This is a genomic window from Ruegeria sp. BF8, from assembly GCF_056538625.1.
This window is the reverse complement of record NZ_JBQFTL010000007.1, coordinates 23,716-47,507: the sequence shown is the minus strand read 5'-3', so window position 1 is coordinate 47,507 and position 23,792 is coordinate 23,716. Positions and strand designations below refer to the sequence as shown.

The 23,792-nt window shown below is 62.5% G+C and carries 25 protein-coding genes; 15 read left to right on the top strand and 10 right to left on the bottom strand.

The window, feature by feature from the left end; translation table 11 throughout:
• Position 1: 1 nt before the first annotated feature.
• Positions 2 to 760 (bottom strand): TVP38/TMEM64 family protein, encoded by a 759-nt coding sequence (locus tag ACR0LD_RS18480; RefSeq protein WP_480638384.1) that lies wholly within the window; start codon positions 758 to 760, stop codon positions 2 to 4.
• 268 nt (positions 761 to 1,028) lie between these two features.
• Between ACR0LD_RS18480 and rpmH the strand changes: the two genes are divergently transcribed.
• The 15 genes from rpmH to ACR0LD_RS18405 all read left to right on the top strand — a co-directional run bounded on the left by rpmH (position 1,029) and on the right by ACR0LD_RS18405 (position 14,276).
• Positions 1,029 to 1,163 (top strand): 50S ribosomal protein L34, encoded by a 135-nt coding sequence (gene rpmH / locus ACR0LD_RS18475; RefSeq protein WP_005980833.1) that lies wholly within the window; start codon positions 1,029 to 1,031, stop codon positions 1,161 to 1,163.
• 26 nt (positions 1,164 to 1,189) lie between these two features.
• Positions 1,190 to 1,612 carry a ribonuclease P protein component gene (gene rnpA / locus ACR0LD_RS18470; protein ID WP_170342922.1) on the top strand — a complete coding sequence of 141 codons (423 nt, stop codon included), beginning with the start codon at positions 1,190 to 1,192 and terminating at the stop codon, positions 1,610 to 1,612.
• Positions 1,609 to 1,848 (top strand): membrane protein insertion efficiency factor YidD, encoded by a 240-nt coding sequence (yidD, locus tag ACR0LD_RS18465; RefSeq protein ID WP_149775064.1) that lies wholly within the window; start codon positions 1,609 to 1,611, stop codon positions 1,846 to 1,848. The genes rnpA and yidD overlap by 4 nt, the downstream gene beginning before the upstream one ends.
• Positions 1,849 to 1,926: 78 nt before the next feature.
• Positions 1,927 to 3,549, top strand: coding sequence for an acyl-CoA dehydrogenase family protein (locus tag ACR0LD_RS18460; RefSeq protein ID WP_480638382.1), 1,623 nt, complete (start codon positions 1,927 to 1,929; stop codon positions 3,547 to 3,549).
• Between the two features lie 42 nt (positions 3,550 to 3,591).
• Positions 3,592 to 4,485, top strand: a complete 894-nt coding sequence (gene ttcA, locus ACR0LD_RS18455) for a tRNA 2-thiocytidine(32) synthetase TtcA (RefSeq protein ID WP_170601345.1) — start codon at positions 3,592 to 3,594, stop codon at positions 4,483 to 4,485.
• Positions 4,486 to 4,553: 68 nt separating this feature from the next.
• Positions 4,554 to 6,104: a putative bifunctional diguanylate cyclase/phosphodiesterase gene (locus ACR0LD_RS18450; protein WP_480638380.1), complete on the top strand. Its 1,551-nt coding sequence runs from the start codon at positions 4,554 to 4,556 to the stop codon at positions 6,102 to 6,104.
• Positions 6,105 to 6,220: 116 nt separating this feature from the next.
• Positions 6,221 to 8,047, top strand: a complete 1,827-nt coding sequence (yidC, locus tag ACR0LD_RS18445) for a membrane protein insertase YidC (RefSeq protein WP_170372835.1) — start codon at positions 6,221 to 6,223, stop codon at positions 8,045 to 8,047.
• On the top strand, positions 8,044 to 8,781 hold the full coding sequence (locus tag ACR0LD_RS18440) for an MOSC domain-containing protein (RefSeq protein WP_170368027.1): 738 nt from the start codon (positions 8,044 to 8,046) through the stop codon (positions 8,779 to 8,781). Before yidC ends, ACR0LD_RS18440 begins: the two co-directional genes overlap by 4 nt.
• A complete protein-coding gene (yihA, locus tag ACR0LD_RS18435; RefSeq protein ID WP_170361658.1) occupies positions 8,778 to 9,431 on the top strand; it encodes a ribosome biogenesis GTP-binding protein YihA/YsxC in 654 nt (217 codons plus the stop codon). The genes ACR0LD_RS18440 and yihA overlap by 4 nt, the downstream gene beginning before the upstream one ends.
• Before the next feature lie 8 nt (positions 9,432 to 9,439).
• Positions 9,440 to 9,796, top strand: coding sequence for a DUF2946 family protein (locus ACR0LD_RS18430; RefSeq protein ID WP_254437162.1), 357 nt, complete (start codon positions 9,440 to 9,442; stop codon positions 9,794 to 9,796).
• A gap of 66 nt (positions 9,797 to 9,862) precedes the next feature.
• A complete protein-coding gene (locus ACR0LD_RS18425) occupies positions 9,863 to 11,266 on the top strand; it encodes a PepSY-associated TM helix domain-containing protein (RefSeq protein ID WP_480638378.1) in 1,404 nt (467 codons plus the stop codon).
• 155 nt (positions 11,267 to 11,421) lie between these two features.
• Positions 11,422 to 12,285, top strand: a complete 864-nt coding sequence (gene argB / locus ACR0LD_RS18420) for an acetylglutamate kinase (protein WP_170361663.1) — start codon at positions 11,422 to 11,424, stop codon at positions 12,283 to 12,285.
• 52 nt (positions 12,286 to 12,337) lie between these two features.
• Complete coding sequence (locus ACR0LD_RS18415) at positions 12,338 to 13,132, top strand: sterol desaturase family protein (protein WP_170442260.1); 795 nt, start codon at positions 12,338 to 12,340, stop codon at positions 13,130 to 13,132.
• Positions 13,069 to 13,782: a ferredoxin gene (locus ACR0LD_RS18410; protein WP_480638376.1), complete on the top strand. Its 714-nt coding sequence runs from the start codon at positions 13,069 to 13,071 to the stop codon at positions 13,780 to 13,782. The genes ACR0LD_RS18415 and ACR0LD_RS18410 overlap by 64 nt, the downstream gene beginning before the upstream one ends.
• Positions 13,779 to 14,276 carry a SixA phosphatase family protein gene (locus ACR0LD_RS18405; RefSeq protein ID WP_170361664.1) on the top strand — a complete coding sequence of 166 codons (498 nt, stop codon included), beginning with the start codon at positions 13,779 to 13,781 and terminating at the stop codon, positions 14,274 to 14,276. The genes ACR0LD_RS18410 and ACR0LD_RS18405 overlap by 4 nt, the downstream gene beginning before the upstream one ends.
• Before the next feature lie 49 nt (positions 14,277 to 14,325).
• Here the strand turns inward: ACR0LD_RS18405 and ACR0LD_RS18400 are convergent, their stop codons facing one another.
• The 9 genes from ACR0LD_RS18400 to ACR0LD_RS18360 form a co-directional block, all read right to left on the bottom strand.
• Positions 14,326 to 15,117 (bottom strand): amino acid ABC transporter ATP-binding protein, encoded by a 792-nt coding sequence (locus tag ACR0LD_RS18400; protein WP_170361666.1) that lies wholly within the window; start codon positions 15,115 to 15,117, stop codon positions 14,326 to 14,328.
• Positions 15,118 to 15,129: 12 nt separating this feature from the next.
• On the bottom strand, positions 15,130 to 16,428 hold the full coding sequence (locus ACR0LD_RS18395) for an amino acid ABC transporter permease (protein ID WP_480638374.1): 1,299 nt from the start codon (positions 16,426 to 16,428) through the stop codon (positions 15,130 to 15,132).
• Positions 16,429 to 16,431: 3 nt separating this feature from the next.
• Positions 16,432 to 17,664: an amino acid ABC transporter permease gene (locus ACR0LD_RS18390; protein ID WP_170361668.1), complete on the bottom strand. Its 1,233-nt coding sequence runs from the start codon at positions 17,662 to 17,664 to the stop codon at positions 16,432 to 16,434.
• Between the two features lie 126 nt (positions 17,665 to 17,790).
• Positions 17,791 to 18,807, bottom strand: a complete 1,017-nt coding sequence (locus ACR0LD_RS18385) for an amino acid ABC transporter substrate-binding protein (RefSeq protein WP_093965393.1) — start codon at positions 18,805 to 18,807, stop codon at positions 17,791 to 17,793.
• Positions 18,808 to 19,017: 210 nt separating this feature from the next.
• Positions 19,018 to 19,725 carry an ATP12 family chaperone protein gene (locus ACR0LD_RS18380; RefSeq protein ID WP_480638373.1) on the bottom strand — a complete coding sequence of 236 codons (708 nt, stop codon included), beginning with the start codon at positions 19,723 to 19,725 and terminating at the stop codon, positions 19,018 to 19,020.
• The gene (locus ACR0LD_RS18375; protein ID WP_480638371.1) at positions 19,718 to 20,401 is read right to left on the bottom strand and encodes an HAD-IA family hydrolase; all 684 of its coding nucleotides are present in this window, start codon (positions 20,399 to 20,401) and stop codon (positions 19,718 to 19,720) included. Before ACR0LD_RS18375 ends, ACR0LD_RS18380 begins: the two co-directional genes overlap by 8 nt.
• On the bottom strand, positions 20,398 to 21,441 hold the full coding sequence (locus ACR0LD_RS18370; protein ID WP_480638369.1) for an RluA family pseudouridine synthase: 1,044 nt from the start codon (positions 21,439 to 21,441) through the stop codon (positions 20,398 to 20,400). The genes ACR0LD_RS18375 and ACR0LD_RS18370 overlap by 4 nt, the downstream gene beginning before the upstream one ends.
• A 133-nt stretch (positions 21,442 to 21,574) precedes the next feature.
• A complete protein-coding gene (locus ACR0LD_RS18365; RefSeq protein WP_480638367.1) occupies positions 21,575 to 22,381 on the bottom strand; it encodes a crotonase/enoyl-CoA hydratase family protein in 807 nt (268 codons plus the stop codon).
• Positions 22,382 to 22,477: 96 nt separating this feature from the next.
• Positions 22,478 to 23,791, bottom strand: a complete 1,314-nt coding sequence (locus ACR0LD_RS18360) for a replication-associated recombination protein A (protein WP_480638365.1) — start codon at positions 23,789 to 23,791, stop codon at positions 22,478 to 22,480.
• Between the last annotated feature and the right edge of the window lies 1 nt (position 23,792).

Sequence of the window (23,792 nt, the reverse complement as noted above, 5' to 3'; positions counted from 1 at the left end):
ATCAAAGGCCCCTTCGGCCGCGAATGAGTTTGATGAGAATCGGCAGAGCCGCCAGCGCGCACAGGCCCAGGATCGGGCCGATCACGAAGGGCTCGGTCAGCAGCGACAGGTCCGGCGTCTCGCCCCGGTCGAACACACCGCCCAGACCGACGCCGATCCAAGTATAGACAATGCCGCCCGGAATGATGCCCAGCGCCGTGGTCAGCAGAAAGTTCCGGAACTTCACCCCCACCAGCGCCGGCACCAGATTGGCGACGAAGAACGGCACCACCGGCACCAGCCGCATCAGGAACAGCACCGGGATCTCGTTCTCGCGCAGCCCGTCCTTGATTCGCTTGACGGTACCTTCCGAGGCCTCGAGCCGCGCGGTCAACGCCTCGCCCAACCCCCAGCGGGCCGCCAGAAAGATTGCCAACGCCCCGACGGTTGCGGCAAATACGTTGAACACGGTGCCCGCGAGCAAGCCGAACAGGAATCCGCCCGTCATCGAGGCGACGGCCGCACCGGGCAGAGAAAACGTGACGATCAGGACGTAAACCAAGATGAAAACGCCCGCCAACGACCAGTAATTGGCATCGCGCCAGGCCAACAGCGCCTCGCGATTGTCGCGCAGGGTTTCAAAGGTCAGGTAGTCGCCCAGCGCAAAGAATCCGACAGCGGCAACCATCAGGATCACAATCAAGGGAATATGTCGCGCCAGCCCACTGCGCGGCACCTGGGTGGTTTCGGTCATCTTGTCGTCCGGGTTCGAATGCTTCATCTGCCTCACAAGATGCGCGTTGGGCCTCCTGTGCAACAGGGTCTTCACGCCGGGTTGAACACGCACCGGTTCAATGTGAGAAATCCGCCGTCCTCGGGCTGATTCTGAAACTTTTGCCCGGTCGCCCGACAGAATTGTTGCAAAAGGCACGAAAACCCATGCGATGGGGTTTGACTTGCCCGCCGGTTCCCAGTAGAGGACGGGCTTCGAACACCACGGGCAGGCGAATCCGCGCCGCACCCGACCGCCAAAGATTGGAGACGGAGCGATGAAACGCACCTATCAGCCTTCGAACCTGGTTCGCAAACGCCGCCACGGTTTCCGCGCGCGCATGGCCACCAAGGCCGGCCGCAAGATCCTGAACGCTCGCCGTGCCCGCGGCCGCAAGTCGCTGAGCGCATAAACCGCGCGACCTTTCAGGTTTTGAACATGACGCCGCCGGAGGCCCCTGTGGATGGCACTGACCACCCCGGGGATATGCCCCCGGCGGCGTCCGTTTGCGCGCCTGCTCTGTCGGTGCTGCGCAAGCGCAGCGATTTCCTCAGGGCCGCACGGGCCCGACGACAGGGCACGCCTTCCATGATGGTGCAGGCCCGCAAGCGCGCGCCGGATGAGGCCGAGGGCATTCGCGTCGGTTTCACCTGCTCGAAAAAGGTCGGCAATGCCGTGGCCCGCAACCGGGCCAAGCGCCGCCTGCGCGAGGCGGCCCGCGCCGTTCTGCCGGACCATGGCCGGGACGGATGGGATTACGTCCTGATCGGACGGGCCGAGGTGACCGCCGCCCGCCCCTTTGACGCTTTGCTGGACGATCTGCGCCAAGCCCTGCGCAAGATCCACAGCCCGCGCAAATGACCCTGCTTGCCCATATCCTCGCGCTGCCCATTCGGGCCTACCGGCTGATCTTCAGCCCGTGGGTGGGGTTCAACTGCCGCTATCAGCCGACCTGCTCGGCCTATGCGCTGGAAGCGCTGGAAAAGCACGGCCCGATCAAGGGCGCATGGCTGGCCGCGCGCCGCATCGGGCGCTGCCATCCCTGGGGCGGCGACGGCTATGACCCGGTGCCCGACGACACCCCCGACGCGCCCTGATCTGACACCCCGTCACGCTTGACCCAAGGGGGGTGCGCCGCTGAACATCGGTTTCAGCAACAACTCTCCGAGGCGCCCATGTCCAGATCCAACGCCCGCCAGTCTCTGCCCACGCATGAGGTGACGAACCAACCGCCCGAGCGCAACGACGTTGACCTGTGGACCTCGGACCCGGTTCTGAGGGACTGCGCCACGCGCGCCGGGGCGCGGGCGGCCTCGCTGGCCGCCTACGGGGCCGCTCTGGGCCGAGCCGAAACGCGCGACGCCGGGCGCGACGCCAACCTGCGCCCGCCCGAACTCTGCCTCTTCGACCGGGGCGGCCGCCGCCTGGACGAGGTGCGGTTCCACCCGGCCTATCATCACATGATGGATCTGAGCCAATCGGCAGGCTATGCCGCGCTTGCCTGGGACGGAGCACCGGGCGGTCACGCCACCCATGCCGCGATGGTCTATCTGGCCAGCCAGGTCGAGCCGGGCCATTGCTGCCCGCTGACCATGACCTATGCCGCCGTGCCGGCACTGGCCGCCAACCCCGAACTGGCCGAAATCTGGCGCCCGAAACTGACCGCCGCCACTTATGACCCAGCCCCCCGCCCGATCGGAGAAAAACGCTCGGCGACCTTGGGCATGGCGATGACCGAGAAACAGGGCGGCTCGGACGTGCGCGCCAATACCACCACCGCCACCCGCGACGGCGATGCCTGGCGGCTGCGCGGCCACAAATGGTTCTGCTCGGCCCCGATGTCCGACGGGTTCCTCACGCTGGCGCAGGCGCCGGGCGGCCTGACCTGTTTTCTGCTGCCCCGATGGCTGGAAGGCGAGCGCAACGCCATCCATCTGATGCGCCTCAAGGACAAGCTGGGCAACCGCGCCAATGCCTCGTCCGAGGTCGAGTTCCATGACGCGCTGGCCTATCAGCTGGGGGATGAGGGGGCCGGCGTGCGCACGATCATCGAGATGGTGCATCACACCCGGCTCGACACCGCGATGGCCCCCGCCGGTCTGATGCGCGCAGCCCTGTCCGAAGCACATCACTGGGTCAGCCATCGCAGCGCCTTTCAGCGCCGCCTGATCGACCAGCCACTGATGCGCGCCGTTCTGGCCGATCTGGTACTGGACTGGGAAGGCGCGCTGACCCTCGGCCTGCGCGTGGCCCGCGCCTTTGACGGGGACACTGCTGAAGACCGCGCCTTTGCCCGGATCGGGGTGGCGCTTGCCAAGTTCCTGTCGAACAAGCGCTGCCCCGTCGTTGCGGTCGAGGCGATGGAGGTGCTGGGCGGCATGGGCTATGTCGACGACACGCCGATGCCGATGATCTATCGTGAAGCGCCCCTGAACGGCATCTGGGAGGGGTCTGGCAACGTGATCTGCCTGGACATTCTGCGCAGCCTTGCGCGCGACCCGCTGGCCGCCCAGACCGTGCAGGCCGAACTGGACGCGGCAACCGGAGCCGACCGCCGCTATGACGCCGCGCTGAAGGCGCATCGCGACCGTTGGCCGACCCTGCCCCCCGAGGCCGAGGCCCGCTGGTTCGCCGAGGCCACCGCGCATCTGCTCACCGCCGCACTGCTGCTGCGCCACGCGCCCGGTGCGGTGGCCGATGGATACATCGCCACCCGGGTTCTGGGCGAAAGCGGGCGCGTACCCGGATCGGTCTCGGGGCTGGACACTGACGCCCTGCTGGGCCGGCTGTCCGGCTAGGCGGGCCTTGCCCGGTCAGCGCATCTGCGGTAGGGGCTGCGCATGTTCGACGAAGCCGACGATATCCATCCGCTGTTTGCCGGTGCGCCCTCGACCACCGAGTTCAAGAAGCTGCGCAAACGCATCGTGCGCCAGACGCGCGAGGCGATCGAGCAATACGGCATGGTTGACCCGTCGGCCCACGACAAGGACGGCAAGCCGCCGCGCTGGCTGGTCTGCCTGTCGGGCGGCAAGGACAGCTATACCCTGCTGGCCGTTCTGTACGAGTTGAAATGGCGCGGCCTGCTGCCCGTGGACCTGCTGGCCTGCAATCTGGATCAGGGGCAGCCGGGCTTTCCGGCCACCGTGCTGCCCGAGTTTCTGGAACGCATGGGCGTGCCGCACCGGATCGAGTATCAGGACACCTACTCCATCGTGGTCGACAAGGTACCGCAGGGCCGCACCTATTGCGCACTGTGCTCGCGCCTGCGCCGTGGCAACCTGTACCGGATCGCGCGCGAGGAAGGGTGCTCGGCCGTGGTGCTGGGGCATCACCGCGATGACATCCTGGAAACCTTCTTCATGAACCTGTTCCACGGCGGCCGTCTGGCGACCATGCCTCCGAAACTGGTGAACGAAGAAGGCGACCTGTTCGTCTATCGCCCGCTGGCCCATGTGGCCGAGGCCGATTGCGAGAAATTCGCCAAGGCGATGAACTATCCGATCATCCCCTGCGACCTGTGCGGCAGTCAGGACGGCCTGCAACGACAGCAGGTCAAACAGATTCTGGACCAATGGGAAAAGAACAGCCCCGGCCGCCGGCAGGTGATGTTCCGCGCGCTGACCAATGCCCGGCCCTCGCACTTGCTGGATCCCAAGCTGTTCGATTTTGCCGGCCTGATGCTGGACCCCGGCAAAAACGGCGAAAATTCGGAAGAAATTCCGCTTCTGCGTTAACGTCTGACTCAGAATGATTTCCTAGCCTCCGATTGGACGCAGTTCGCCCAATTGGAAGGCCGGAATCGATGCTGAAAAGGTTCTCACCCCAGAGTTTTCAGAATGCTCTGCTGACCGTTCTGGCAATGCCGCAAGTTCTGGCATTCGTGCCTGCATTGTGCCTGGCTGCTTTCTGGCTGGGCGGCGACACGGCATTGGTCGTTGTCGCCCTGGGGCTGCCCTTGTTGCTTTCGGCTGCCCAACGGCTTCAACCGGGTGCAGGTCTTGGTTCGGCGACGCACATGCGGCCCAGGGGACTGTTGCCACGTGATGCCTTCTACGCCGAGATGGAGTACCTGCACAGCACATCGCGGGCAACCGGAGAGGATTCAGCCTGCATCGTTGTGTCACTTGATGATTTCGACGATGTCGAAGAGCTGCACGGCACTGCGGCAGCCGACTATGTGGCAGGGCGCTTCTGCGACCGCATTCTGGCGGTGATCCGAAGCGAGGATATTGCAACACGCCTATCTAGAAACACGTTCCTGATCGGGTTGCGCCCCTCACGGCATCTGGACCTGGAAAGCTGCATCCAAACCTCGGGACGCATACAAAGCACGGTGGAGGAACCGATCCCTTTGGACAATGCCAGCCTCTATCTGTCCTGCTCTGCTGGATTTTGCCTGCACTCTGCCGTTGCCGATGAAGCGCCGGACAGCTGGATCGAGGCCGCTCGGGCCGCGCTGGCCGAAGCACAGCGGAACGGGCCTTCCACGATCCGCGCCTACTCCGAGGCCACGCGACGCAGATCAGTCGTCCATATCAATTTCCGCAAGGAGTTGGAGACCGCGCTGGAAACCGGTCAGATTCGCCCTTGGTTTCAGCCACAGGTTTCAACGGACACCGGCGACATCACCGGGTTTGAGGCCCTTGCTCGATGGGAACACCCTTCCAAGGGAGTTGTCGGGCCGCAGGTGTTTCTGCCTTTTGCCGAACAGGCCAAGCTGATGCCCAAGCTGGGCCAGACGATCCGCCACCAAGCCTTTCGCGCGATGTGTGACTGGGACTGCGCTGGTGCCGTCATTCCTCGGATCGGCATCAACTTTTCGTCGGACGAATTGCGGGACCCCTCACTTGTTGACCGGGTGCGATGGGAGTTGGACCAGTTCGACCTTTCGCCGGACCGGCTGGCCGTGGAAATCCTTGAAACCGTTTTTTCGCGCCGCCCCGATGATGTCATCACCCGCAACGTGACCCAGTTGTCCAAGCTCGGCTGTTGCATCGATCTGGACGATTTCGGCACTGGTCACGCATCATTTTCGTCGATCAAACGCTTTGATGTCTCCCGCATCAAGATCGACCGGTCTTTCGTGTCCAATGCGGACCGGGATCCGTCCCAGCAGCAAATGGTCAGCGCCATTCTGATGATGGCCGAGAGGTTGAACCTTGAAACCCTGGCCGAGGGGGTGGAAACCCCCGGCGAGCACGCGCTGATGGCGCAATTGGGGTGTCACCATGTCCAGGGGTTTGGGATCGGCAAGCCGATGCCGGTCGAGCATACGCTCGACTGGATCAAGGACCGCCGCGCGAAACTGGGAGGCGCACCGCGGATTGGCCGCGAAATGGGCCGGAAATCCTGATTTCGGGGACTGGATTGCCCTACACTCACGATTTCCGGGGCGATTCCGCTTGACCTTTTGGGCTGCACTCTGTTGAACCCTGCGGTGTCTTTCACTGCTCAAGGTGGCTGTCCCAGATGGACGATCAGAACAAGAATCTTATCCTTGCAACCGCGCTTAGTTTCCTTGTGATCCTGGTCTGGTTTGTGCTGTTCCCCCCACCGGAACCGACCACAACGCCTGAGCAGGCTGAAATCAGCGCCTCGGAGGGGGAAGAGATTCAGACGCCCAGCGCCGGAAGCACGACTGTCGGCGAGGCAACCGCCACCGCAGAGGAAACCCTGCCGGAAGCCACCGCGCCGCGGATCCAAATCGACACGCCGCGTCTGTCGGGTAGCCTGTCGCTTTCGGGTGGACGGATCGACGAACTGTATCTGAAAGACTACAAGGTCTCGATCGACGAAGGCGCGCCGATCGTCGAACTGCTGTCGCCCGTTGGGTCCAATTCGGCCTATTACGCCCTCTACGGGTGGGCGCCCGGTGCCGGATTGGCTGGCTCGGACGTGCCGGGCCCGAATACCATCTGGACGCTGGAACAGGGCGAGACTCTGTCGGTAGACAGCCCCGTAACCCTGAAATGGGAAAATGGCGCGGGCCTGACATTCCGCCGCACGATCGGTGTGGATGCGGATTACATGTTCACCGTGACCCAATCCGTCGAAAACGGCACCGGAGCCGAGGTCGGAATGGCCCCGTACGGCATTCTGGCCCGCCACGGCATCGGCGAGGATGGCGATCTGCCGGGGTTGAAAAACTTCTTCATCCTGCATGAAGGTGTGATCGGCATGGCCGACGGGACCCTGTCCGAGGTCGATTATGGCGACGTCCGCGATTTCGACATCGACCCCAACGAACGGGCGCAGGCCGAGGTCTATCAGGTCAAGGAAAACGGCTGGATCGGCTTTACCGACCATTATTGGATGACCACGCTGATCCCCGATCCGGGGTCGGCTTTCAAGGCGGCCGCGAAATATGACGCGCGTCGGAAGATCTACCAGGCGGAAACGGTGTTGCCGACGATGACGGTTGCCCCCGGCGAATCCGCCGAGGTTACCACCCGACTGTTTGCCGGGGCCAAGGAATGGGAGACCATCCGCGAATATCAGGCCCAGGGCGTTCAGAAGTTTATCGACAGCATTGACTGGGGTTGGTTCTTCTTCCTGACCAAGCCGATTTTCTGGCTGCTGCACAACATCAACGCCCTGATCGGCAACATGGGTTGGTCGATCATCGGGCTGACCCTGATCATCAAGGCAATCCTGTTCCCGCTGGCGTTCAAATCCTACGTCTCGATGGCGAAGATGAAGGAATTGCAGCCACAGATGGAAGCCCTGAAAGAAGCTGCCGGCGACGACCGTCAGAAGATGCAGCAGGGCATGATGGAGCTGTACAAAAAGGAAAAGGTCAACCCGGCCGCCGGCTGTCTACCGATCCTGCTGCAGATCCCGATCTTCTTTTCTCTCTACAAGGTGATCTTCGTCACCATCGAACTTCGGCAAGCCCCCTGGTTCGGTCCTTTCCGGGACCTGAGTGCGCCGGATCCGACCTCGATCATCAACTTCTTCGGCTGGCTGCCGTGGGCCGGACCTGAGCCGGGCACGCTGATGGCGACGATTTTCATCGGCATCCTACCGCTGCTGCTGGGGATCTCGATGTGGCTGCAGCAAAAGCTGAACCCGGCGCCCACCGACGCGACCCAGGCCATGATCTTTGCCTGGATGCCATGGGTATTCATGTTCATGCTGGGCAGCTTTGCCAGCGGGCTGGTCGTTTACTGGATCGCAAACAACACCATCACGTTCACCCAGCAATACCTGATCATGCGCAGCCAGGGCTATACGCCGGATGTGTTTGGCAACATCAAGTCGGGGTTCAAGAAAACCCCCAAGACGGACAAGAAATGACCGGGCAAGTCACGCAGATCTGGCGCCATCCGATCAAAAGCCATGGCAGAGAATCTCTGCAGGAAGTCACCGTTATCCCCGGGCAGACCATGCCCGGGGATCGCGTTTGGGCGGTGGCGCATGAGATGTCCAAGGCCGACGGATCCGAGTGGGCGCCCTGCGCCAATTTCAGCCGCGGCTCGAAGGCGCCCCAGCTGATGGCGATATCGGCCGTTCTGGACGGGGATCGCGTGACCCTCAGCCACCCGGATCGGCCCGAACTGATCTTTCGCCCGGACACAGAACAAGACCTGTTTCTGGAGTGGGTCCGCCCGCTGATGCCCACCGACCGCGCCGCATCTGCACGGATCGTCCGGGTTCCCGGCCGTGGTATGACCGACAGTGACTATCCCTCGGTCAGCCTGTGCAACATAGCCTCGCACCGGGCGGTCGAGCAGCGTCTGGGCCGCGAACTGTCGATTTGCCGCTGGCGTGGCAACATCTGGTTCGATGGCCTTCCTCTTTGGGAAGAATTCGATTGGCTGGATAAGGATGTGCAGATCGGCGAGGCCGTATTTCACGTGCGCGAACGGATTACGCGCTGCATGGCAACGACTGCGAACCCCGACACCGGAGTGCGGGACGCGGATACGCTAGGCGCTCTGCGCAGCTGGGACCATCAGGATTTCGGAGTATACGCCGAAGTCATTCGCCAAGGCACGATCCGCCCCGGAGACAAGGTGCAGGTTCTATGACAGCTCTGCCATTTCCCCTGGCGGCCGATCCCGACGACCACGCAAAAGAGGCCGGCCGCAAGCTGTTTGCCGGACCGTCCGAGTTCGTCAAGGGCGTGGTGGCGATGAACGGCCTGCCCGCCCCCGACCGGCTTGAGGTCTGTTTCGCCGGCCGGTCGAACGTTGGTAAATCCAGCCTGATTAACGCTCTGACCGGCACCAAGGGGTTGGCCCGCGCCTCGAACACGCCGGGCCGCACGCAAGAGATCAACTTTTTCACCCAGGGCCCCGAACTGTATCTGGTTGATCTGCCCGGCTATGGCTATGCCAATGCGCCGGTCAAGGTGGTCGAGAAATGGCAACGCCTTCTGAAACAGTATCTGAGCGGGCGGCAGACCCTGCGCCGGGCCTTCGTGCTGATCGATTCCCGCCACGGCGTGAAACCCGTGGATGACGAGATCATGAAGCTGCTGGACACCAGCGCCGTGACCTTTCAATGCGTGATGACCAAGGCCGACAAGGTCAAGGCCAAGGACCGCGAAAAGATTCTGGAACAGGTGCGGGGCGCCCTGTCCAAACACCCCGCTGCCTATCCCGAGATCGTGCTGACCTCGTCCGAGAAGGGCGACGGCATCCCGACGCTGCGTTCGATCATCGCCAATCTGGAATGATGCTGCTGATGCGCGTCATTTCGGTGCTGACGCTGGTTGCCGTGATGGTATCCGGTGCAATCCCGATGGGCTGGATGCCCACGCGCAACTCGGACGGGGCGATTCTGATGGTGATCTGCACCGGCGACGGCCCGGTCGAGCGCTGGATCGACCCGGGCGAGGACGCCCCGGACCACAACGACACCGACGAACGCAGCGCCTGCCCCTATGGCGGGATTGTTCTGGCAGGCCAATTGGCCGAAGTGGGAACGGTACTGCCTGCCGACTGGCCGATTGCCGCGCGTTGGGCGCATGTGGATTTCACTCATCGCAGCGCCGGGTTCCACGCCCGGTATGATGCCCGGGGTCCGCCCCACGTCTCCTGAATCCGCGAACAAGACCTGAAACCTCGGCCGCCCGGCCGGGGATGTTCCGAATTTCTGGAGACTGAAATGGCACAAGACCGCCAAACCGGGGTCGCGCAGGCGGCCCGGCGCGAGCACGCGCAAAAATTCTATAGGGCCGCCTGGCGGTGGCACTTCTATGCGGGGCTTTTTGTTGTCCCCTTCCTGATCATCCTGGCAGTGACCGGCCTGATGATGATGTTCATTACCCAAGCCGATGGCCGCGACGGAGAAAAGATCGCAGTCGAGATCACGGGCCAGGCGATGCCCGCATCCGAACTGGCCGATCTAGTGCAGGCCCGCGTTCCGGGCCGCGTAGTCGAATGGATCGGCCCCAAGGCGCCGGATCTGGCAACCGTGTTCCGAGTCAAGGCCGAAACCGGCCAGCGCATGGTGGCGATCGACCAGTATTCCGGCGAGGTGATCCAGGTCTGGGACCGTCGCGCGGGGTGGTACGATCTGGCCGACAACATCCACTCCACCCTGCTGATGGGCGATACCGGCGATCGCATTCTGGAAATCGCGGCCGGGATGGCGCTGCTGCTGGTGTTCACCGGCCTTTACATGTGGTGGCCGCGCGGCAACGTGGTGTCGGCCCTGGTGCCCGACCTGCGGGCGCGGGGCCGGAACCTGTGGAAATCGCTGCACGCGGTCACCGGGTTCTGGATGTCGCTTCTGCTGGTCGGGTTCCTGATTTCGGGCATGTCTTGGACCGGGATCTGGGGCGGCAAGTTCGTGCAGGCCTGGAGCAGCTTTCCGGCCGAGAAATGGGACAATGTCCCACTGTCGGACGATTTGCATGCCAGCATGAACCACGGCAGCCAGAACGACGTGCCCTGGGCGCTGGAACAGACACCGATGCCGGCCTCGGGTTCGGAAGCGGGCGTGGCCGGGATACCGGCGGGCGTTGCGGTCAATATCGATGCGATGGTTGCGCTGGGTGAGTCCCTGGGCATGCAGAACCGGTTCCGCGTCGCCTATCCCAACGGTGACACGGGCGTGTGGACCCTGAACCGCGACAGCATGAGCGGCGATTCGACCGACGCCACCGAGGACCGCACCGTCCATATCGACCAGTACACCGGAAAGATTCTGGCCGACGTGCGGTTTCAGGACTACTCGCTGATGGGCAAGGCAATGGCGGTGGGCATTCCTCTGCATATGGGTCTGGCGGGTCTGTGGAACTTTGTCCTGAACGTGGTGTTCTGCCTGTCGGTGATCTTTGTCTGCGTGTCCGGCGTTGTCATGTGGATCAAGCGGCGGCCCTCCGGCGCCAGCCGTCTGGCGGCGCCGCCGATGCCGGCCGAGATGCCCCTGTGGAAGGGCGCGGTGCTGGTCGGGCTGTTCACGGCCATGGCCTTTCCGCTGGTCGGGCTGACGCTGCTTGCGGTGCTGGCCGTCGACCTGCTGGTGGTCAGCAACATCCCCGCGGTTCGGCGCGCATTCAGTTGACCGGTTCGGGCGGTGCCCCTGGGGTCCGCCCGTCTGCGTGGCGCGACAGCGTCCCCCTTTTGGCGCGCCACGCAACAAAACCTGCGGCCTACCCGTTCCGGGCTTGGCAGGTCCGGCCAAAGGCCCTAACAGGGAAGGCCAGAGGGACGACAGCCATGAAGAAACAGGACATGAACCGGGATTGGATAGCAACCGCCGCCACGCTCAACAGCGCCCTGCCCTATCTGCAGCGCTATGACGGGGCAATCGTCGTGATCAAGCTGGGCGGGCACGCCATGGGCAGCGACGAAGCGATGGAGAGCTTTGCCCGCGACGTGGTGCTGATGCGTCAGGTCGGCGTGAACCCGGTGGTCGTGCATGGCGGCGGGCCGATGATCAACGCGATGCTGGACAAGCTGGACATCCAGTCGGACTTCGTGAACGGCAAGCGCGTCACCGATGCCGCCACGGTCGAAGTGGTCGAGATGGTTTTGTCCGGCGTGGTCAACAAGCGCATCGTGCAGGCCATCAATGCCCAGGGTGGAACGGCCGTCGGCCTGTCGGGCAAGGATGCCAACCTGATGACCTGTGAGCAGACCGATGCGTCGCTGGGCTATGTCGGCACGCCCGCCGAAATGAACCCCAAGATCCTGCACGACCTGTTCTCGCACGACGTAATCCCGGTGATCGCTCCGCTGGGGGCGGGCCGCAATGGCGAGACGTTCAACGTGAACGGTGATACCGCTGCCGGAGCGATTGCCTCGGCGCTGAAGGCCGACCGCCTGCTGCTGCTGACCGACGTATCGGGCGTCAAGAACGCCGCCGGAGAGGTCGTGACCGAACTGAAGGCGGGCCAGATCCGGGAAATGACCCGCGACGGCACCATTGCCGGCGGTATGATCCCTAAGACCGAAACCGCGCTGGACGCGCTGCACAGCGGCGTGCGCGCCGTGGTCATTCTGGACGGCCGTGCCCCCAATGCCGTGCTGCTGGAATTGTTCACCGAACATGGTGCGGGGTCTCTGATCCGCCCCGACTGAAGCGAGCAAGCCCGCCCTTGCAGTTCACATTCACATGCTTAAATTTGAATGCATGGAGCGTGAACTCATCATCCGCTTGGGAATCTTTCTGACGCTGTTTCTGGCCTTCGCATTGGCCGAAAGGCTTGCCCCGCGCCGCCCGCTACGCGTGCCTCGATCGCGCCGCTGGCTGACCAACCTGTCGGTCACCCTTTTGAACACACTGACACTGCGGGCGATGGCGATCGGGTTCCCTTTGCTGGCCGTCGGGGCCGCCTTGGATGCCGGCCGGTTGGGCGTCGGAGTTTTCAACACTCTGGACTGGCCCAAATGGGTCGAGGTCACCCTTTGTGTCCTGGTGCTGGATTTCGCCATCTGGGCACAACATCTGATCACCCACAAGGTACCGATCCTGTGGCGTCTTCATCGTGTGCACCACGCAGACCGGGATATGGATGTCACCACGGCCGTTCGCTTTCACCCGGTCGAGATCGCCTTGTCGATGGGTTTGAAGATCGGTCTCGTCTACCTGCTGGGACCCAGCGCGCTGGCGGTCATCCTGTTCGAAGTCCTGCTGAACGGCACCGCTTTGTTCAACCATTCGAACATCCGCCTGCCCTCCGCCGTGGATGCCACCATGCGCCGAATATTGGTCACACCGGACATGCACCGGGTCCACCATTCGGTGCTGCGCAGGGAACATGACAGCAATTATGGCTTTGCATTATCCATCTGGGATCGTTTGATGGGGACGTATGTGGCACAGCCCGAGGCCGGCCACGACGACATGACGGTGGGGCTGGAATGGCAGGACGATCGACCGACGAAGCTGGGGTGGAGCCTCGCTCTGCCGTTTCGGCGCAAGTGACCTATGATCAAGTGGTGTCCACATTCGAGGCCGCCGGCCTGGTCCTCATGGGCGCGCAACACCCGCGGGTGAGTGGCGCCAAACAGTTGGATAGTGGCACGCTTATTCTGCTCGGGGCAGGCAGCAGCTTTTGGCCGGTCCTTACCGCTTCGGCCGAGTGGTTGGACGGCAAGCCGGACCCGGTCGACCGTTGGTCGCTCCGAGTGGTCGGCACCCTTGCGGAAAACCTGGGCGCCCAGGCGTGGTATCCGTTCGGCGGCCCCCCGTATTCGCCATTCATAGATTGGGCGTTGAAATCGGGACGTACGTTTCAAAGCCCGGTGGGCGCGCTGGTGCACGACACGGTGGGAATGATGATTTCATTCCGTGGGGCCCTGCATTTTGATCACGAGTTCGACATTCCCGTCGCAGGCAACCCGTCACCATGTATCAATTGCCCTGCGCCCTGCGCATCGGCCTGCCCGGTCGGGGCCTTGAACGCCAAGACGTTCTACGACGTCGACGCCTGCCACGGCTACTTGAGAACTCCGCCTGGTCAGGCCTGCAAGACACAGGGATGCGCGGCCCGGCTGGCCTGTCCGCTCAGCGCGGGGGCCGGACGTCGGGCCGAGCAATCCGCCCATCACATGAAAGCCTTTCACCCGGAATGACCTGCACGCTTATCCTGACCCGTCACGCAAAATCCAGTTGGGACCATCCCGGCCTGCCCGATCATGACCGACCGTTGAACAAGCGCGGCCGAGCTTCGGCATCTGCCATCGGCGATTGGCTGCGGCGCAAGGGGTACTTGCCAGACGAGGTCCTGAGTTCTTCATCCGAACGCACGCGCGAGACCTGGCTTCGGATGGGGCTGAGTGCGTCCAACATCCGGTTCCTCTCCGAACTCTATCATGCCTCGCCCGATCAGATCCGGCAGGCGCTGTACAGGGCAACGGGTCAAACGGTCCTGCTGCTGGGCCACAATCCGGGGATCGCGGAATTCGCGGAACGTATTGCTCAGTTTGCACCGAAGCACCCGCGGTTCCTCGACTATCCGACCTGTGCGACCACGGTTCTTCGTTTTGATCTGTCGGACTGGTCCGGAATAGGTTGGCACGGCGGCCAGGTGATCGAATTCGTCACGCCGCGCGCGTTGCTGGAATGAAAAAAGGGCGGGGTGATCCCGCCCTTTCCAACGTCGCTTTCAACCCGCCTCAGTGACCCAGAATCTGGCTGAGGAACAGCTTGGTGCGTTCGCTCTGCGGGTTGTTGAAGAACTCTTCCGGCTCGTTCTGTTCAACGATCTGACCGGCATCCATGAAGATCACCCGGTTCGCCACCTGGCGGGCAAAGCCCATCTCGTGCGTCACGCAGAGCATGGTCATGCCTTCCTCGGCCAGTTCGATCATCGTGTCGAGCACCTCTTTGATCATCTCGGGGTCCAACGCCGAGGTCGGCTCGTCGAACAACATGATCCGCGGCATCATGCACAGCGAGCGGGCAATCGCCACACGCTGTTGCTGACCACCGGACAGCTGTCCCGGATACTTCAACGCCTGATCGGGGATCTTCACCTTCTCAAGGAAATGCATCGCGCGCTCTTCGGCCTCTTTCTTGGGCGTTTTACGCACCCAGATCGGGGCCAGCGTGCAGTTCTCCAGAATTGTCAGATGCGGGAACAGGTTGAAGTGCTGGAACACCATGCCAACCTCGGACCGGATCTTGTCGATGTTCTTCAGATCGTTCGACAACTCGGTGCCGTCCACCACGATCTTGCCCTGCTGGTGTTCTTCCAGCGCGTTCAGGCAGCGGATCAGAGTGGATTTGCCCGACCCCGACGGCCCCGCGATCACGATCCGCTCGCCCTGATTGACGGTCAGATTGATGTCGCGCAGCACGTGGAAGGACCCGTACCACTTGTTCATGTTTGTGATTTCGATGGCGACCTCGTCGCTCACCTGCATTTTAGAGCGGTCAATTTCGCGGTCGATTGCAAGTTCAGACATGTGTTGAACTCCTTAGTGATGGTCCGTGGCAAGGCGACGCTCGAGCCACTGGGAATATTGAGAGATGCCGTAGCAGACGACGAAGAACAGAAGCGCGGCAAAGCCCAGAAGCTCCCAATAGACGCCGTTCCATTCGGTCGACGCCAGGATGGGACCCCGGATCATGCCCACCAGATCGAACATCGAGATGACCGAAACCAGCGTTGTATCTTTGAACAGACCAACGGCCACGTTCACGATACCAGGGATTGAGATCTTCAAGGCCTGCGGCAGGATGATCAGACGCATCGCCTGCGGGTAGTCCAGACCCAGACTGTCTGCTGCCTCATACTGACCGCGCGGAAGCGCCGCCAGACCGCCGCGGATCACCTCGGCGATGTAGGCGGCAGAGAACATGGTGATCATGATCACGACGCGCAGGAACAGGTCGACCGTGCTGTCAGGCGGGAAGAAATAAGCCAGCATCACCGAAGCCACGAACAGCAGCGTGATCAAAGGCACGCCACGGATGAATTCGATGAAGATGACGCAAACCCACTTGATCAGCGGCATATCGGACTGACGACCCAGAGCCAGTGCAATACCTAGGGGCAAGGACAGTGACACACAGGTCACGCCCAGCATCAGGTTCAGCATAAAACCACCCAGGTCACGGCTGGGCACCGCAGTCAGCAGCGCACCTTCGTTGGCGTCTTCGGGAATGAGTGCCCCGCCGACATTCCACACGACCAGCGCCACGACAATGGCCCCAAAGAACCCGGCTGCAAAGCTGTTGCGGCCAAATTTCTGGAACACCACGCCTGCCGCGACACAGCCCAGCAGAGCCACGATGGGCACCATGATGGTTCCACCCCAAATCAGCCAGAAAGCGATAAACGGGTAGAGCGCCGTAAACAGCAGCAACTTACGAGGCAGGTCGAAGAACAGAACAGGTGCCACAGCGACCAGCATCAGCACAAACGCCAAGTTCGGGCGCCAATACGCTTCTACTGGATATTTGAAACCGTAGATCAGTTGATGCCAGCGCTCGGACAGAACTGCGAAACAGGCCCCGGTCTTGCCGTCCAGAATCTCGCGGCATTGCGCCAGCGAGTCCGCATTCCAAACGCCGTTCAGAATCCACGGCAAGGTGTTCTTGAGAAGCACATAGATCAGCAGAATCGACAGAAGGGTGAGGATCGTGTTTGTGACGCCCGAGAACAGGTTCTCGCGCAGCCATTTGACGATACCCGTCTGGTTTGCCGGCGGAGGCGACGGAGGAATGGTGCCGTCGGCCACAAATGCGATCGGATTTGTTGTTTGATCAGCCATGGCTCAGCGCTCCTTCAACTTGACGGATGCGTTGTAGATGTTCATCGCCATCGAAATCAGCAGCGAGGCTGTCAGATAGAACAGCATCAGCAGCAAGACGCACTCGATCGCGCGACCGGTTTGGTTCAGCGTGATGCCACCCAGCGTTGCGGTGATATCCGCATAGCCGACTGCAATCGCCAGAGACGAGTTCTTGGTGATGTTCAGATATTGCGAGATCAACGGCGGGATGATGACCCGCAGCGCCTGAGGCAGGATCACAAGATTCATGATCCGACCGGGACGCAGGCCCAGCGCGGCCGCAGCCTCGGTCTGACCTTTTGAAATCGCCTGAATACCCGCACGTACGTTTTCTGCGATGAAGGCGCCGGTATAGATCGACAAAGCGAACCACAATGCGATCAGCGGACCGCCGACCTTGATACCACCGCTGAAGTTGAAACCTTTCAGAGCGGGGACATCCCAGGTCAGGCCCATCAAAATCATCAGCAGTGCAAAAGGCACGAGCCAAACTGCAAGTTTCACAAGGCCAGTCTTTGGACGCTCGCCCGTCTGTTCCTGTTTGAGCGTGGCGCGTTTCTCAATTTCACGAGACGCAAACCAGGAAGCGACCAAAACCGCGATGACCAGCAGCCAATTCAGAAAGGTCGAACCGAACAGCCCATTCGCAAACTCAGGGCGCGGGACATAGACGCCGCGGTTGGTAAAGGCGAACAGATCAAACAGCATGCTGGATGTTGGGTTATCGCCCCGGAACTCCCTCGGTCCCGGCAGCACGGCTGTCATGATCGTGAAGATGATGATGATCCAGATCAGAACCGGAATATTCCGGAAGATTTCCACGTAGACCGCCATCAGCTTGGATACAAGCCAGTTGTTTGACAGCCGCAAAACGCCTGCGATCACGCCAAACACCGTCGCAGTGATACAAGCCAGGAATGCAACCAAAAGCGTGTTGAGAATGCCGACGACAGCCGCACGCCCATGCGAGGACTGGCTGTCATATTCGATCAAACGTTGGTTGATGTCATACCCGGACGGATCGCCCAGGAAAGAATAAGAAATGTTGAGCCCTGCGGCCCTAAGGTTCTGGATCAGGTTGTTACCAAGATACCAGATGCTGAGCGCAATAACGATTGCCGCGATCACCTGAAATGTAAGAGAGCGATAGCGTGTATCGTTTATGAGCATCGACAACCGAAAGTCAGCCTTCGGTGGGTCAGTCATAGTCGACATATTTTGGGATCCCCGTGCTTTTCGGACGCTTCCTTCCCGGCAGGGTTTTCCCCGCTCCCGAGCAGCCCGTAGCATTCTGTTTTGCAAAAAAGGGCGCAGGTTGCCCTGCGCCCTTTTCCGTGGATTTTAGCGGAACGGCGGCGAGTACAGCAGGCCACCATCGGTCCACTGTGCGTTCAGACCGCGTGCCAGACCGATCGGGGTTTCCTCACCGATGTTCTTGGCAAACACTTCGCCGTAGTTACCACCCGCCTTGACGGCGCGCATGGCCCACTGTGCGTCCAGGCCCAGCATCTCGCCCAGGGTGCCTTCGCTACCCAGCAGACGGTTGATTTCCGGGTTCTCGGTGCCTGCAGCCATCTCGTCGATGTTCGCCGAGGTGATGCCCAGCTCTTCGGCCGAGATCAGAGCGTTCAGGGTCCAGCGAACGATGTCGCCCCACTCGTTGTCGCCGTGACGGACCAGCGGGCCCAGCGGCTCTTTCGAGATGATTTCGGGCAGCAGAACGTGATCACCGGGGTTTTCGAACGTGGCGCGGGTTGCGGCCAGGCCCGAAGCGTCGGTGGTGTAAACGTCACAGGCACCTGCCAGGTACTGCTGCTGCGCTTCGGCGTTGGTTTCGATCGGAACCGGCTCGTAGCTGATGTTGTTCGAGCGGAAGAAGTCCGCCAGGTTCAGCTCGGTGGTGGTGCCGGTCTGGATGCAGACAGTGGCGCCGTCCAGTTCCTTGGCCGAGCTGACGCCCAGTGCCTTGGGAACCATGAAGCCCTGACCGTCGTAGTAGTTCACACCCACGAATTCGAACTTCAGGTCGACGTCGCGGCTGAAGGTCCAGGTGGTGTTGCGGGCCAGCATGTCAACTTCGCCCGAAGCCAGAGCGGTGAAGCGGGTCTTGCCGGTGGTGGGAACGAATTCAACAGCGTTCGCGTCACCCAGAACGGCGGCGGCTACTGCGCGGCATACAGCAACGTCAAAGCCCTGCCATTCGCCATTCGCGTCAGGTGCAGCAAAGCCAACCAGACCGGTGGTTACACCGCAGTTCAGCTTGCCGCGCGCTTTGACGTCGTCCATGGTTCCTGCCGCGGCCGCGCCGGCAGCAAGACCGGCAATCGTCGCCGCGCCCAAGATTACGGATTTTTTCATTTTTACCTCTTCCTGATTTCCCGCCCCATCCCGGGACGGATCTTGTCCGACACACAAAGGTAGCCGGATAGGTTACCCCAAAGGTGTCTCCCCTTTAGTGCGCCCGAGTTTGGGCGCATTCATAAACAAACGTCAAGGGTCGGATCAGTGAAAACGATATGTTCCCGGCAAGGCAACTGCCCAAGCCTCTCAAATCAGGACCAGAAAGGCTCAAACCGATAGATCATAGAAGGTTTTCGCGTGCAAAAAGGCGATCTTCTTGAGTTCGGCGGCTTGGACCGCCTCTTCGTCGTCCCCCCATTGCTCGGCCTGCCACGATTCATCCAGCCGAGAAATGCGCCATATCTCGTCCGGGTTGCGCCAGTTTTGGGCAGCGGCAAAACCCAGAATCAACGAACCCGACAGACTCACAAGGTCGTGAAACGCCGCCAGACGGAACGCGTCCAGGTCGTGAACCCGCCGACGCAGCCGGTCCAGCGCCTCGGGGGCCTGAGGCTGATGCCGGACGCCTTCGACCGGGATCAATCTGGCGCCCAGCGTTTCCGCGGCCCAGTCCAGCGCGGGGTCCCATTCGCAGCGCTGACGTTCGATCAGGGCTTCAGGGTGGGTTGCGCGATAGCACAGCAGGTCCGAATCGCCATAGTCCGACAACATGTCGGCAACTTCCGCGTGCTGATGCTGCACCTTGTCGATTGCCGCGTTGGCCGAGCGGGTGAAGGGCATCGTCGCCGGATCGATTTCCTTTTCCTGCGCATCCCATTCGCGGGCCACCGCCTCGGCCATGGCCCGGGTGGGCAGGACCAGAGCAGCCTTGGCCGGTGTCCGTACCCGGCGGCCGTCCAACTCGACGGTATAGCCGCCATCGGTCGCGACCACTGCACTGGCTGTCCAAAAGCGTTTCGGTTTCCACTCACTCATGTCGTTGTCCCCAGACTTCGGTCAAGACGCCGGGCAGCTGCTCGAACCGGTCGATCACCGCGGACGCCGCAGCCAGCTGCGACCGATCATGATAGCCCCAGCCCACACCGATCCCTGCAACCCCGGCGGCCCGCGCCATTTCCATGTCAAAGCTGGTGTCGCCGATCATCACCGCATCACCGGCCGACACCCCTGTTTCAAAAAGCGCCGTTTCGATCATCGAGGGATGCGGCTTGGATGGATGATAGTCCGCCACCTGACGGGTAACGAAGACCGAATCCAAACCGTGCGCCTCGAGCAAGGCATCCAACCCCCGCTGCGATTTACCCGTCGCCACGCCAAGAAGGATCTCGGGCACGGCCTGCAACGATCCGATAACCTCGCGCGCGCCGGGATAGAGCGGAGAACTTGCCGCCCCCATCTCAAGCCGATGAGCGTGATACGCCTCTTTGTAACCCTCGACCAACCGGTGTTGAGTTGCCTGCGACTGATCCGGCGCGAGGCGTGCGATTGCAATCGGCAAGGACAGCCCCACGATCGACAGGATCGCCGCGCGATCTGGCACCGGAAGGGACAGAGCCTGAAAACTGGCGGTCATGGCTGACACGATGCTGGCCTGGCTGTCCACCAGCGTCCCGTCGACATCGAACAGAACCAGGCGCAGAGGCGCGGTCATTGCAACTCCTCGAACGGGTCCTCGGCGGCCAGATCTTCGGTCCAGCCCAAAGTATCCCAGCTGTCCTTCATGTGCGGAGGCAACGGAGCGTTGATCGTGACCTGCTTGCCGATCATCGGATGCTTGAACGACGCGGTTCGGGCGTGCAGATGCAGCTTTTTGCTGATGACCCCGCCCAACTGTGCGCCCCAGCCGTCGCCCAGGTTTTCCTGACCCGAGCCGCCATATTTACCATCGCCGACGATCGGGTGCCCGATGGCCGCCATATGCGCGCGCAGCTGGTGCGTGCGGCCGGTGACAGGCTCCATCGCGACCCAAGATGCGCGCCCCGCCACCCGATACAGCGTGGCATAAAGCGTATGGGCCCGTTTGGCACCCGGCGTGCTGTCGATCTCGTTCAGGTGGACGGCGATCATCTTTTCGCCCTCGCCCTGCTTGCCATGGCCGGGGGCCTTGACCAGCCCGGTCTTGATCTCGCCCAGATACGGGGTCGGCACACCAGCCACCAGCGCCCAATAGATCTTGCGCGTGTTGCGATGCCGGAAGGCCGCGGTCAGCCCCTTGGCCGCTTCGCGCGTACGCGCCATCAGCAGAACGCCCGAGGTGTCCTTGTCGAGCCGGTGCACCAGCCGCGGGTTCTCGTCATAGCCAAAACGCAGCGCCTCGGCGAGGCCGTCCACATGCCGGGCCTGGCCGCTGCCGCCCTGAACGGGCAGGCCATGGGGCTTGTTCAGTGCCAGCACGTGGTCGTCGCGATAGATCACGCAGGACTGGATCATTTTCGCATCGGCATCCGTCACGCGGGGGCGGGCCGGGGCCGGTTTGTGATCCGGGTCCGGCAGGGGCGGCACGCGCACCACCTGCCCCGCCTGCAACCGCGTAGAGCCCTTGACCCGTCCGCCGTCCACGCGGAGTTCACCCTTGCGGCACATCTTTTCGATCCGGCCCTGGCTGACATGCGGGAACAGGCGCCGCAACCAGCGGTCCAACCGCTGTTCCCCGTCGCCCGGCTCGACCGTGATCATCTGTACGCCGCTCATGCCAATACCCCTTGCGACCGGATGCTGCGCGCCCGGAAAATCGCCCGTGTCAGTGCCTCAGAAAACATCCGCGTCTGTCGCGCGCCGCACGGCAAGAGTCAAGCAGGCTGACGGGTTCGCCGGCCAAGGCCGCTCATATATCGGTGAAATCCCCGTGCCGCCCGGCCCCATCGCGGAACCGAGCCGCAAGGGATGTGCCCTCGCGGCGGATGGCGTCCAGCCCGTTGGCCCATTCGACCTTCAACGCCTCGTGCATCGGCATCCCCCGGGTTTCGATGATCGAGCGGCGGTCGGCGCGGACGGCCTCCTGCGGGAACCGGGCAATCTCTTGCGCCATCGCTTCAGCCGCCATTCGGGTTTCACCCTGCGGCACGATTTTCTCGGCAAGTCCGATCCGTTCGCACTCGTCAGCCTTGACCTTGCGCCCTGTCAGCGCGATCTCGAGCGCCTTGCCCTGCCCGACCAGCCGCGGCAGCCGCACCGAACCGCCATCCATCAGCGTGATCCCCCAGCGGCGGCAATAGACGCCCATATAGGCGTCCTCGGCCATCACCCGGATGTCGCACCACAGGGCCAGTTCCATGCCGCCGGCCACTGCGGCACCCTCGATCGCGCCGATGACCGGCTTTGACAATTCCAGCCGCGATGGACCCATCGGCCCCAGCAACGACGGCGCCGCCCCGACCGGAAAGGCGTGCTTGTCGAAATACGGCTCACGCAGGTCCGGGTCGGACAGCGTGGCTGCCATCTTGAGGTCCCAGCCCGCGCAGAAATTACCGCCTTTGCCCCAGAACACGGCGGCTTTGGCCGCGCTGTCCTCGAAGGCAATGAAGGCCTCGGCCAAGGCGGCTGCATGTTCGGCATCCACGGCGTTTCTGGCCTGGGACCGGTCGTGGATGATGGTCCACACGTCGTCTGTCTTGTCGATGGAAACGGGCATCTGCGCTCCTCCTTGGCGGCATGTTACCTAAGGGAAACCCGGGCCCGCCTTGAGTGTCGCGCAAAACGCGACGGCACGGCCTGATCTGACCTTGCGTCACGACCCCTTGCGTTGACTGCGCAGTTTCGAAAAGTAGTCCAGACGCTTTTTCAACTCGCGCTCGAACCCGCGTTCGACCGGCTGGTACAGGACCGGGCGTTTCATGGTCTCGGGAAAGTAGTTCTGCCCCGAGAACCCGTCCTCGGCATCGTGGTCATAGGCATAGCCCGCGCCGTAGCCCTGATCCTTCATCAACCCGGTCGGCGCGTTCAGGATGTGTTTGGGCGGCGGCTCGCTGCCCGACTGTTTGGCCAGGCGCATCGCCGCCTTGTAGCCCACATAGGCTCCGTTGGATTTGGGCGCCAGCGCCAGATACACGACCGCCTGCGCCAGCGCCAACTCACCCTCGGGCGACCCGAGCCGCTCGTACACCTCCCACGCATGCAGGCAGATCGACTGGGCCTGCGGGTCGGCCAGGCCGATATCCTCGACCGCCATTCGGGTGATGCGGCGGGCCAAGTATCGCGGATCTTCGCCCCCAGTCAGCATCCGGGCGAACCAGTACAGCGCCGCATCCGGGTCGGACCCGCGCACCGATTTGTGCAGCGCCGAGATCAAATTGTAGTGCTCGTCCCCCGACTTGTCGTATTTCGCGGCGCGGCGCATCAGGCGCTTGGCCAGCGCGTCCGGGTCCAGTGGCGCGTCCACCGACCAGGCCGCGATCTGTTCGATCAGGTTCAACAGCGCCCGACCGTCGCCATCCGCCATTTCCTGCAGCGCGTCCCGCGCCGCGGGTGTCAGGGGCAGCACCTTGCCCAGCTCTTTTTCGGCACGCTGTGTCAGGCGTTCCAGATCGGCCAGATCCAGCCGTTCCAGCACCAGCACTTGCGCGCGGCTGAGCACGGCGGCGTTCAACTCGAACGAGGGGTTTTCGGTGGTCGCGCCCACCAGAAGGATCGTCCCGTCCTCCATATGCGGCAGGAACCCGTCCTGCTGGGCCTTGTTGAATCGATGGATCTCGTCCACGAACAACAGTGTCCCCTTACCGTTCCGCCGCCGCAACTTGGCGGCCTCGAACACCTTCTTGAGGTCGGGAACGCCGGTGAAGATCGCGCTGATCTGTTCGAAATGAAGGTCGGTTTCCTTGGCCAGCAACCGCGCGATGGTGGTCTTGCCCACCCCCGGCGGTCCCCAGAAGATCAGGCTGGACAGGCTGCCCGACGCCAGCATCACCCCCAGCGGCGCCTCGGGGCCCAGAACCTGTTTCTGCCCGATCACCTCGGACAACGCCTGGGGCCGCAGCCGGTCGGCCAGCGGGCGGTTCGGGGCCGGTTCCGAGGCCTGGCCTTCGGTGTCGAACAGGTCACTCATG

What these genes read in the sequence shown, in the direction of transcription:
- ACR0LD_RS18480 (WP_480638384.1), bottom strand. Translation starts at nt 760, where the DNA reads ATGAAGCATTCGAACCCGGACGACAAGATGACCGAAACCACCCAGGTG.
- rpmH (WP_005980833.1), top strand. Translation starts at nt 1,029, where the DNA reads ATGAAACGCACCTATCAGCCTTCGAACCTGGTTCGCAAACGCCGCCAC.
- rnpA (WP_170342922.1), top strand. Translation starts at nt 1,190, where the DNA reads ATGACGCCGCCGGAGGCCCCTGTGGATGGCACTGACCACCCCGGGGAT.
- yidD (WP_149775064.1), top strand. Translation starts at nt 1,609, where the DNA reads ATGACCCTGCTTGCCCATATCCTCGCGCTGCCCATTCGGGCCTACCGG.
- ACR0LD_RS18460 (WP_480638382.1), top strand. Translation starts at nt 1,927, where the DNA reads ATGTCCAGATCCAACGCCCGCCAGTCTCTGCCCACGCATGAGGTGACG.
- ttcA (WP_170601345.1), top strand. Translation starts at nt 3,592, where the DNA reads ATGTTCGACGAAGCCGACGATATCCATCCGCTGTTTGCCGGTGCGCCC.
- ACR0LD_RS18450 (WP_480638380.1), top strand. Translation starts at nt 4,554, where the DNA reads ATGCTGAAAAGGTTCTCACCCCAGAGTTTTCAGAATGCTCTGCTGACC.
- yidC (WP_170372835.1), top strand. Translation starts at nt 6,221, where the DNA reads ATGGACGATCAGAACAAGAATCTTATCCTTGCAACCGCGCTTAGTTTC.
- ACR0LD_RS18440 (WP_170368027.1), top strand. Translation starts at nt 8,044, where the DNA reads ATGACCGGGCAAGTCACGCAGATCTGGCGCCATCCGATCAAAAGCCAT.
- yihA (WP_170361658.1), top strand. Translation starts at nt 8,778, where the DNA reads ATGACAGCTCTGCCATTTCCCCTGGCGGCCGATCCCGACGACCACGCA.
- ACR0LD_RS18430 (WP_254437162.1), top strand. Translation starts at nt 9,440, where the DNA reads ATGCGCGTCATTTCGGTGCTGACGCTGGTTGCCGTGATGGTATCCGGT.
- ACR0LD_RS18425 (WP_480638378.1), top strand. Translation starts at nt 9,863, where the DNA reads ATGGCACAAGACCGCCAAACCGGGGTCGCGCAGGCGGCCCGGCGCGAG.
- argB (WP_170361663.1), top strand. Translation starts at nt 11,422, where the DNA reads ATGAAGAAACAGGACATGAACCGGGATTGGATAGCAACCGCCGCCACG.
- ACR0LD_RS18415 (WP_170442260.1), top strand. Translation starts at nt 12,338, where the DNA reads ATGGAGCGTGAACTCATCATCCGCTTGGGAATCTTTCTGACGCTGTTT.
- ACR0LD_RS18410 (WP_480638376.1), top strand. Translation starts at nt 13,069, where the DNA reads ATGGCAGGACGATCGACCGACGAAGCTGGGGTGGAGCCTCGCTCTGCC.
- ACR0LD_RS18405 (WP_170361664.1), top strand. Translation starts at nt 13,779, where the DNA reads ATGACCTGCACGCTTATCCTGACCCGTCACGCAAAATCCAGTTGGGAC.
- ACR0LD_RS18400 (WP_170361666.1), bottom strand. Translation starts at nt 15,117, where the DNA reads ATGTCTGAACTTGCAATCGACCGCGAAATTGACCGCTCTAAAATGCAG.
- ACR0LD_RS18395 (WP_480638374.1), bottom strand. Translation starts at nt 16,428, where the DNA reads ATGGCTGATCAAACAACAAATCCGATCGCATTTGTGGCCGACGGCACC.
- ACR0LD_RS18390 (WP_170361668.1), bottom strand. Translation starts at nt 17,664, where the DNA reads ATGTCGACTATGACTGACCCACCGAAGGCTGACTTTCGGTTGTCGATG.
- ACR0LD_RS18385 (WP_093965393.1), bottom strand. Translation starts at nt 18,807, where the DNA reads ATGAAAAAATCCGTAATCTTGGGCGCGGCGACGATTGCCGGTCTTGCT.
- ACR0LD_RS18380 (WP_480638373.1), bottom strand. Translation starts at nt 19,725, where the DNA reads ATGAGTGAGTGGAAACCGAAACGCTTTTGGACAGCCAGTGCAGTGGTC.
- ACR0LD_RS18375 (WP_480638371.1), bottom strand. Translation starts at nt 20,401, where the DNA reads ATGACCGCGCCTCTGCGCCTGGTTCTGTTCGATGTCGACGGGACGCTG.
- ACR0LD_RS18370 (WP_480638369.1), bottom strand. Translation starts at nt 21,441, where the DNA reads ATGAGCGGCGTACAGATGATCACGGTCGAGCCGGGCGACGGGGAACAG.
- ACR0LD_RS18365 (WP_480638367.1), bottom strand. Translation starts at nt 22,381, where the DNA reads ATGCCCGTTTCCATCGACAAGACAGACGACGTGTGGACCATCATCCAC.
- ACR0LD_RS18360 (WP_480638365.1), bottom strand. Translation starts at nt 23,791, where the DNA reads ATGAGTGACCTGTTCGACACCGAAGGCCAGGCCTCGGAACCGGCCCCG.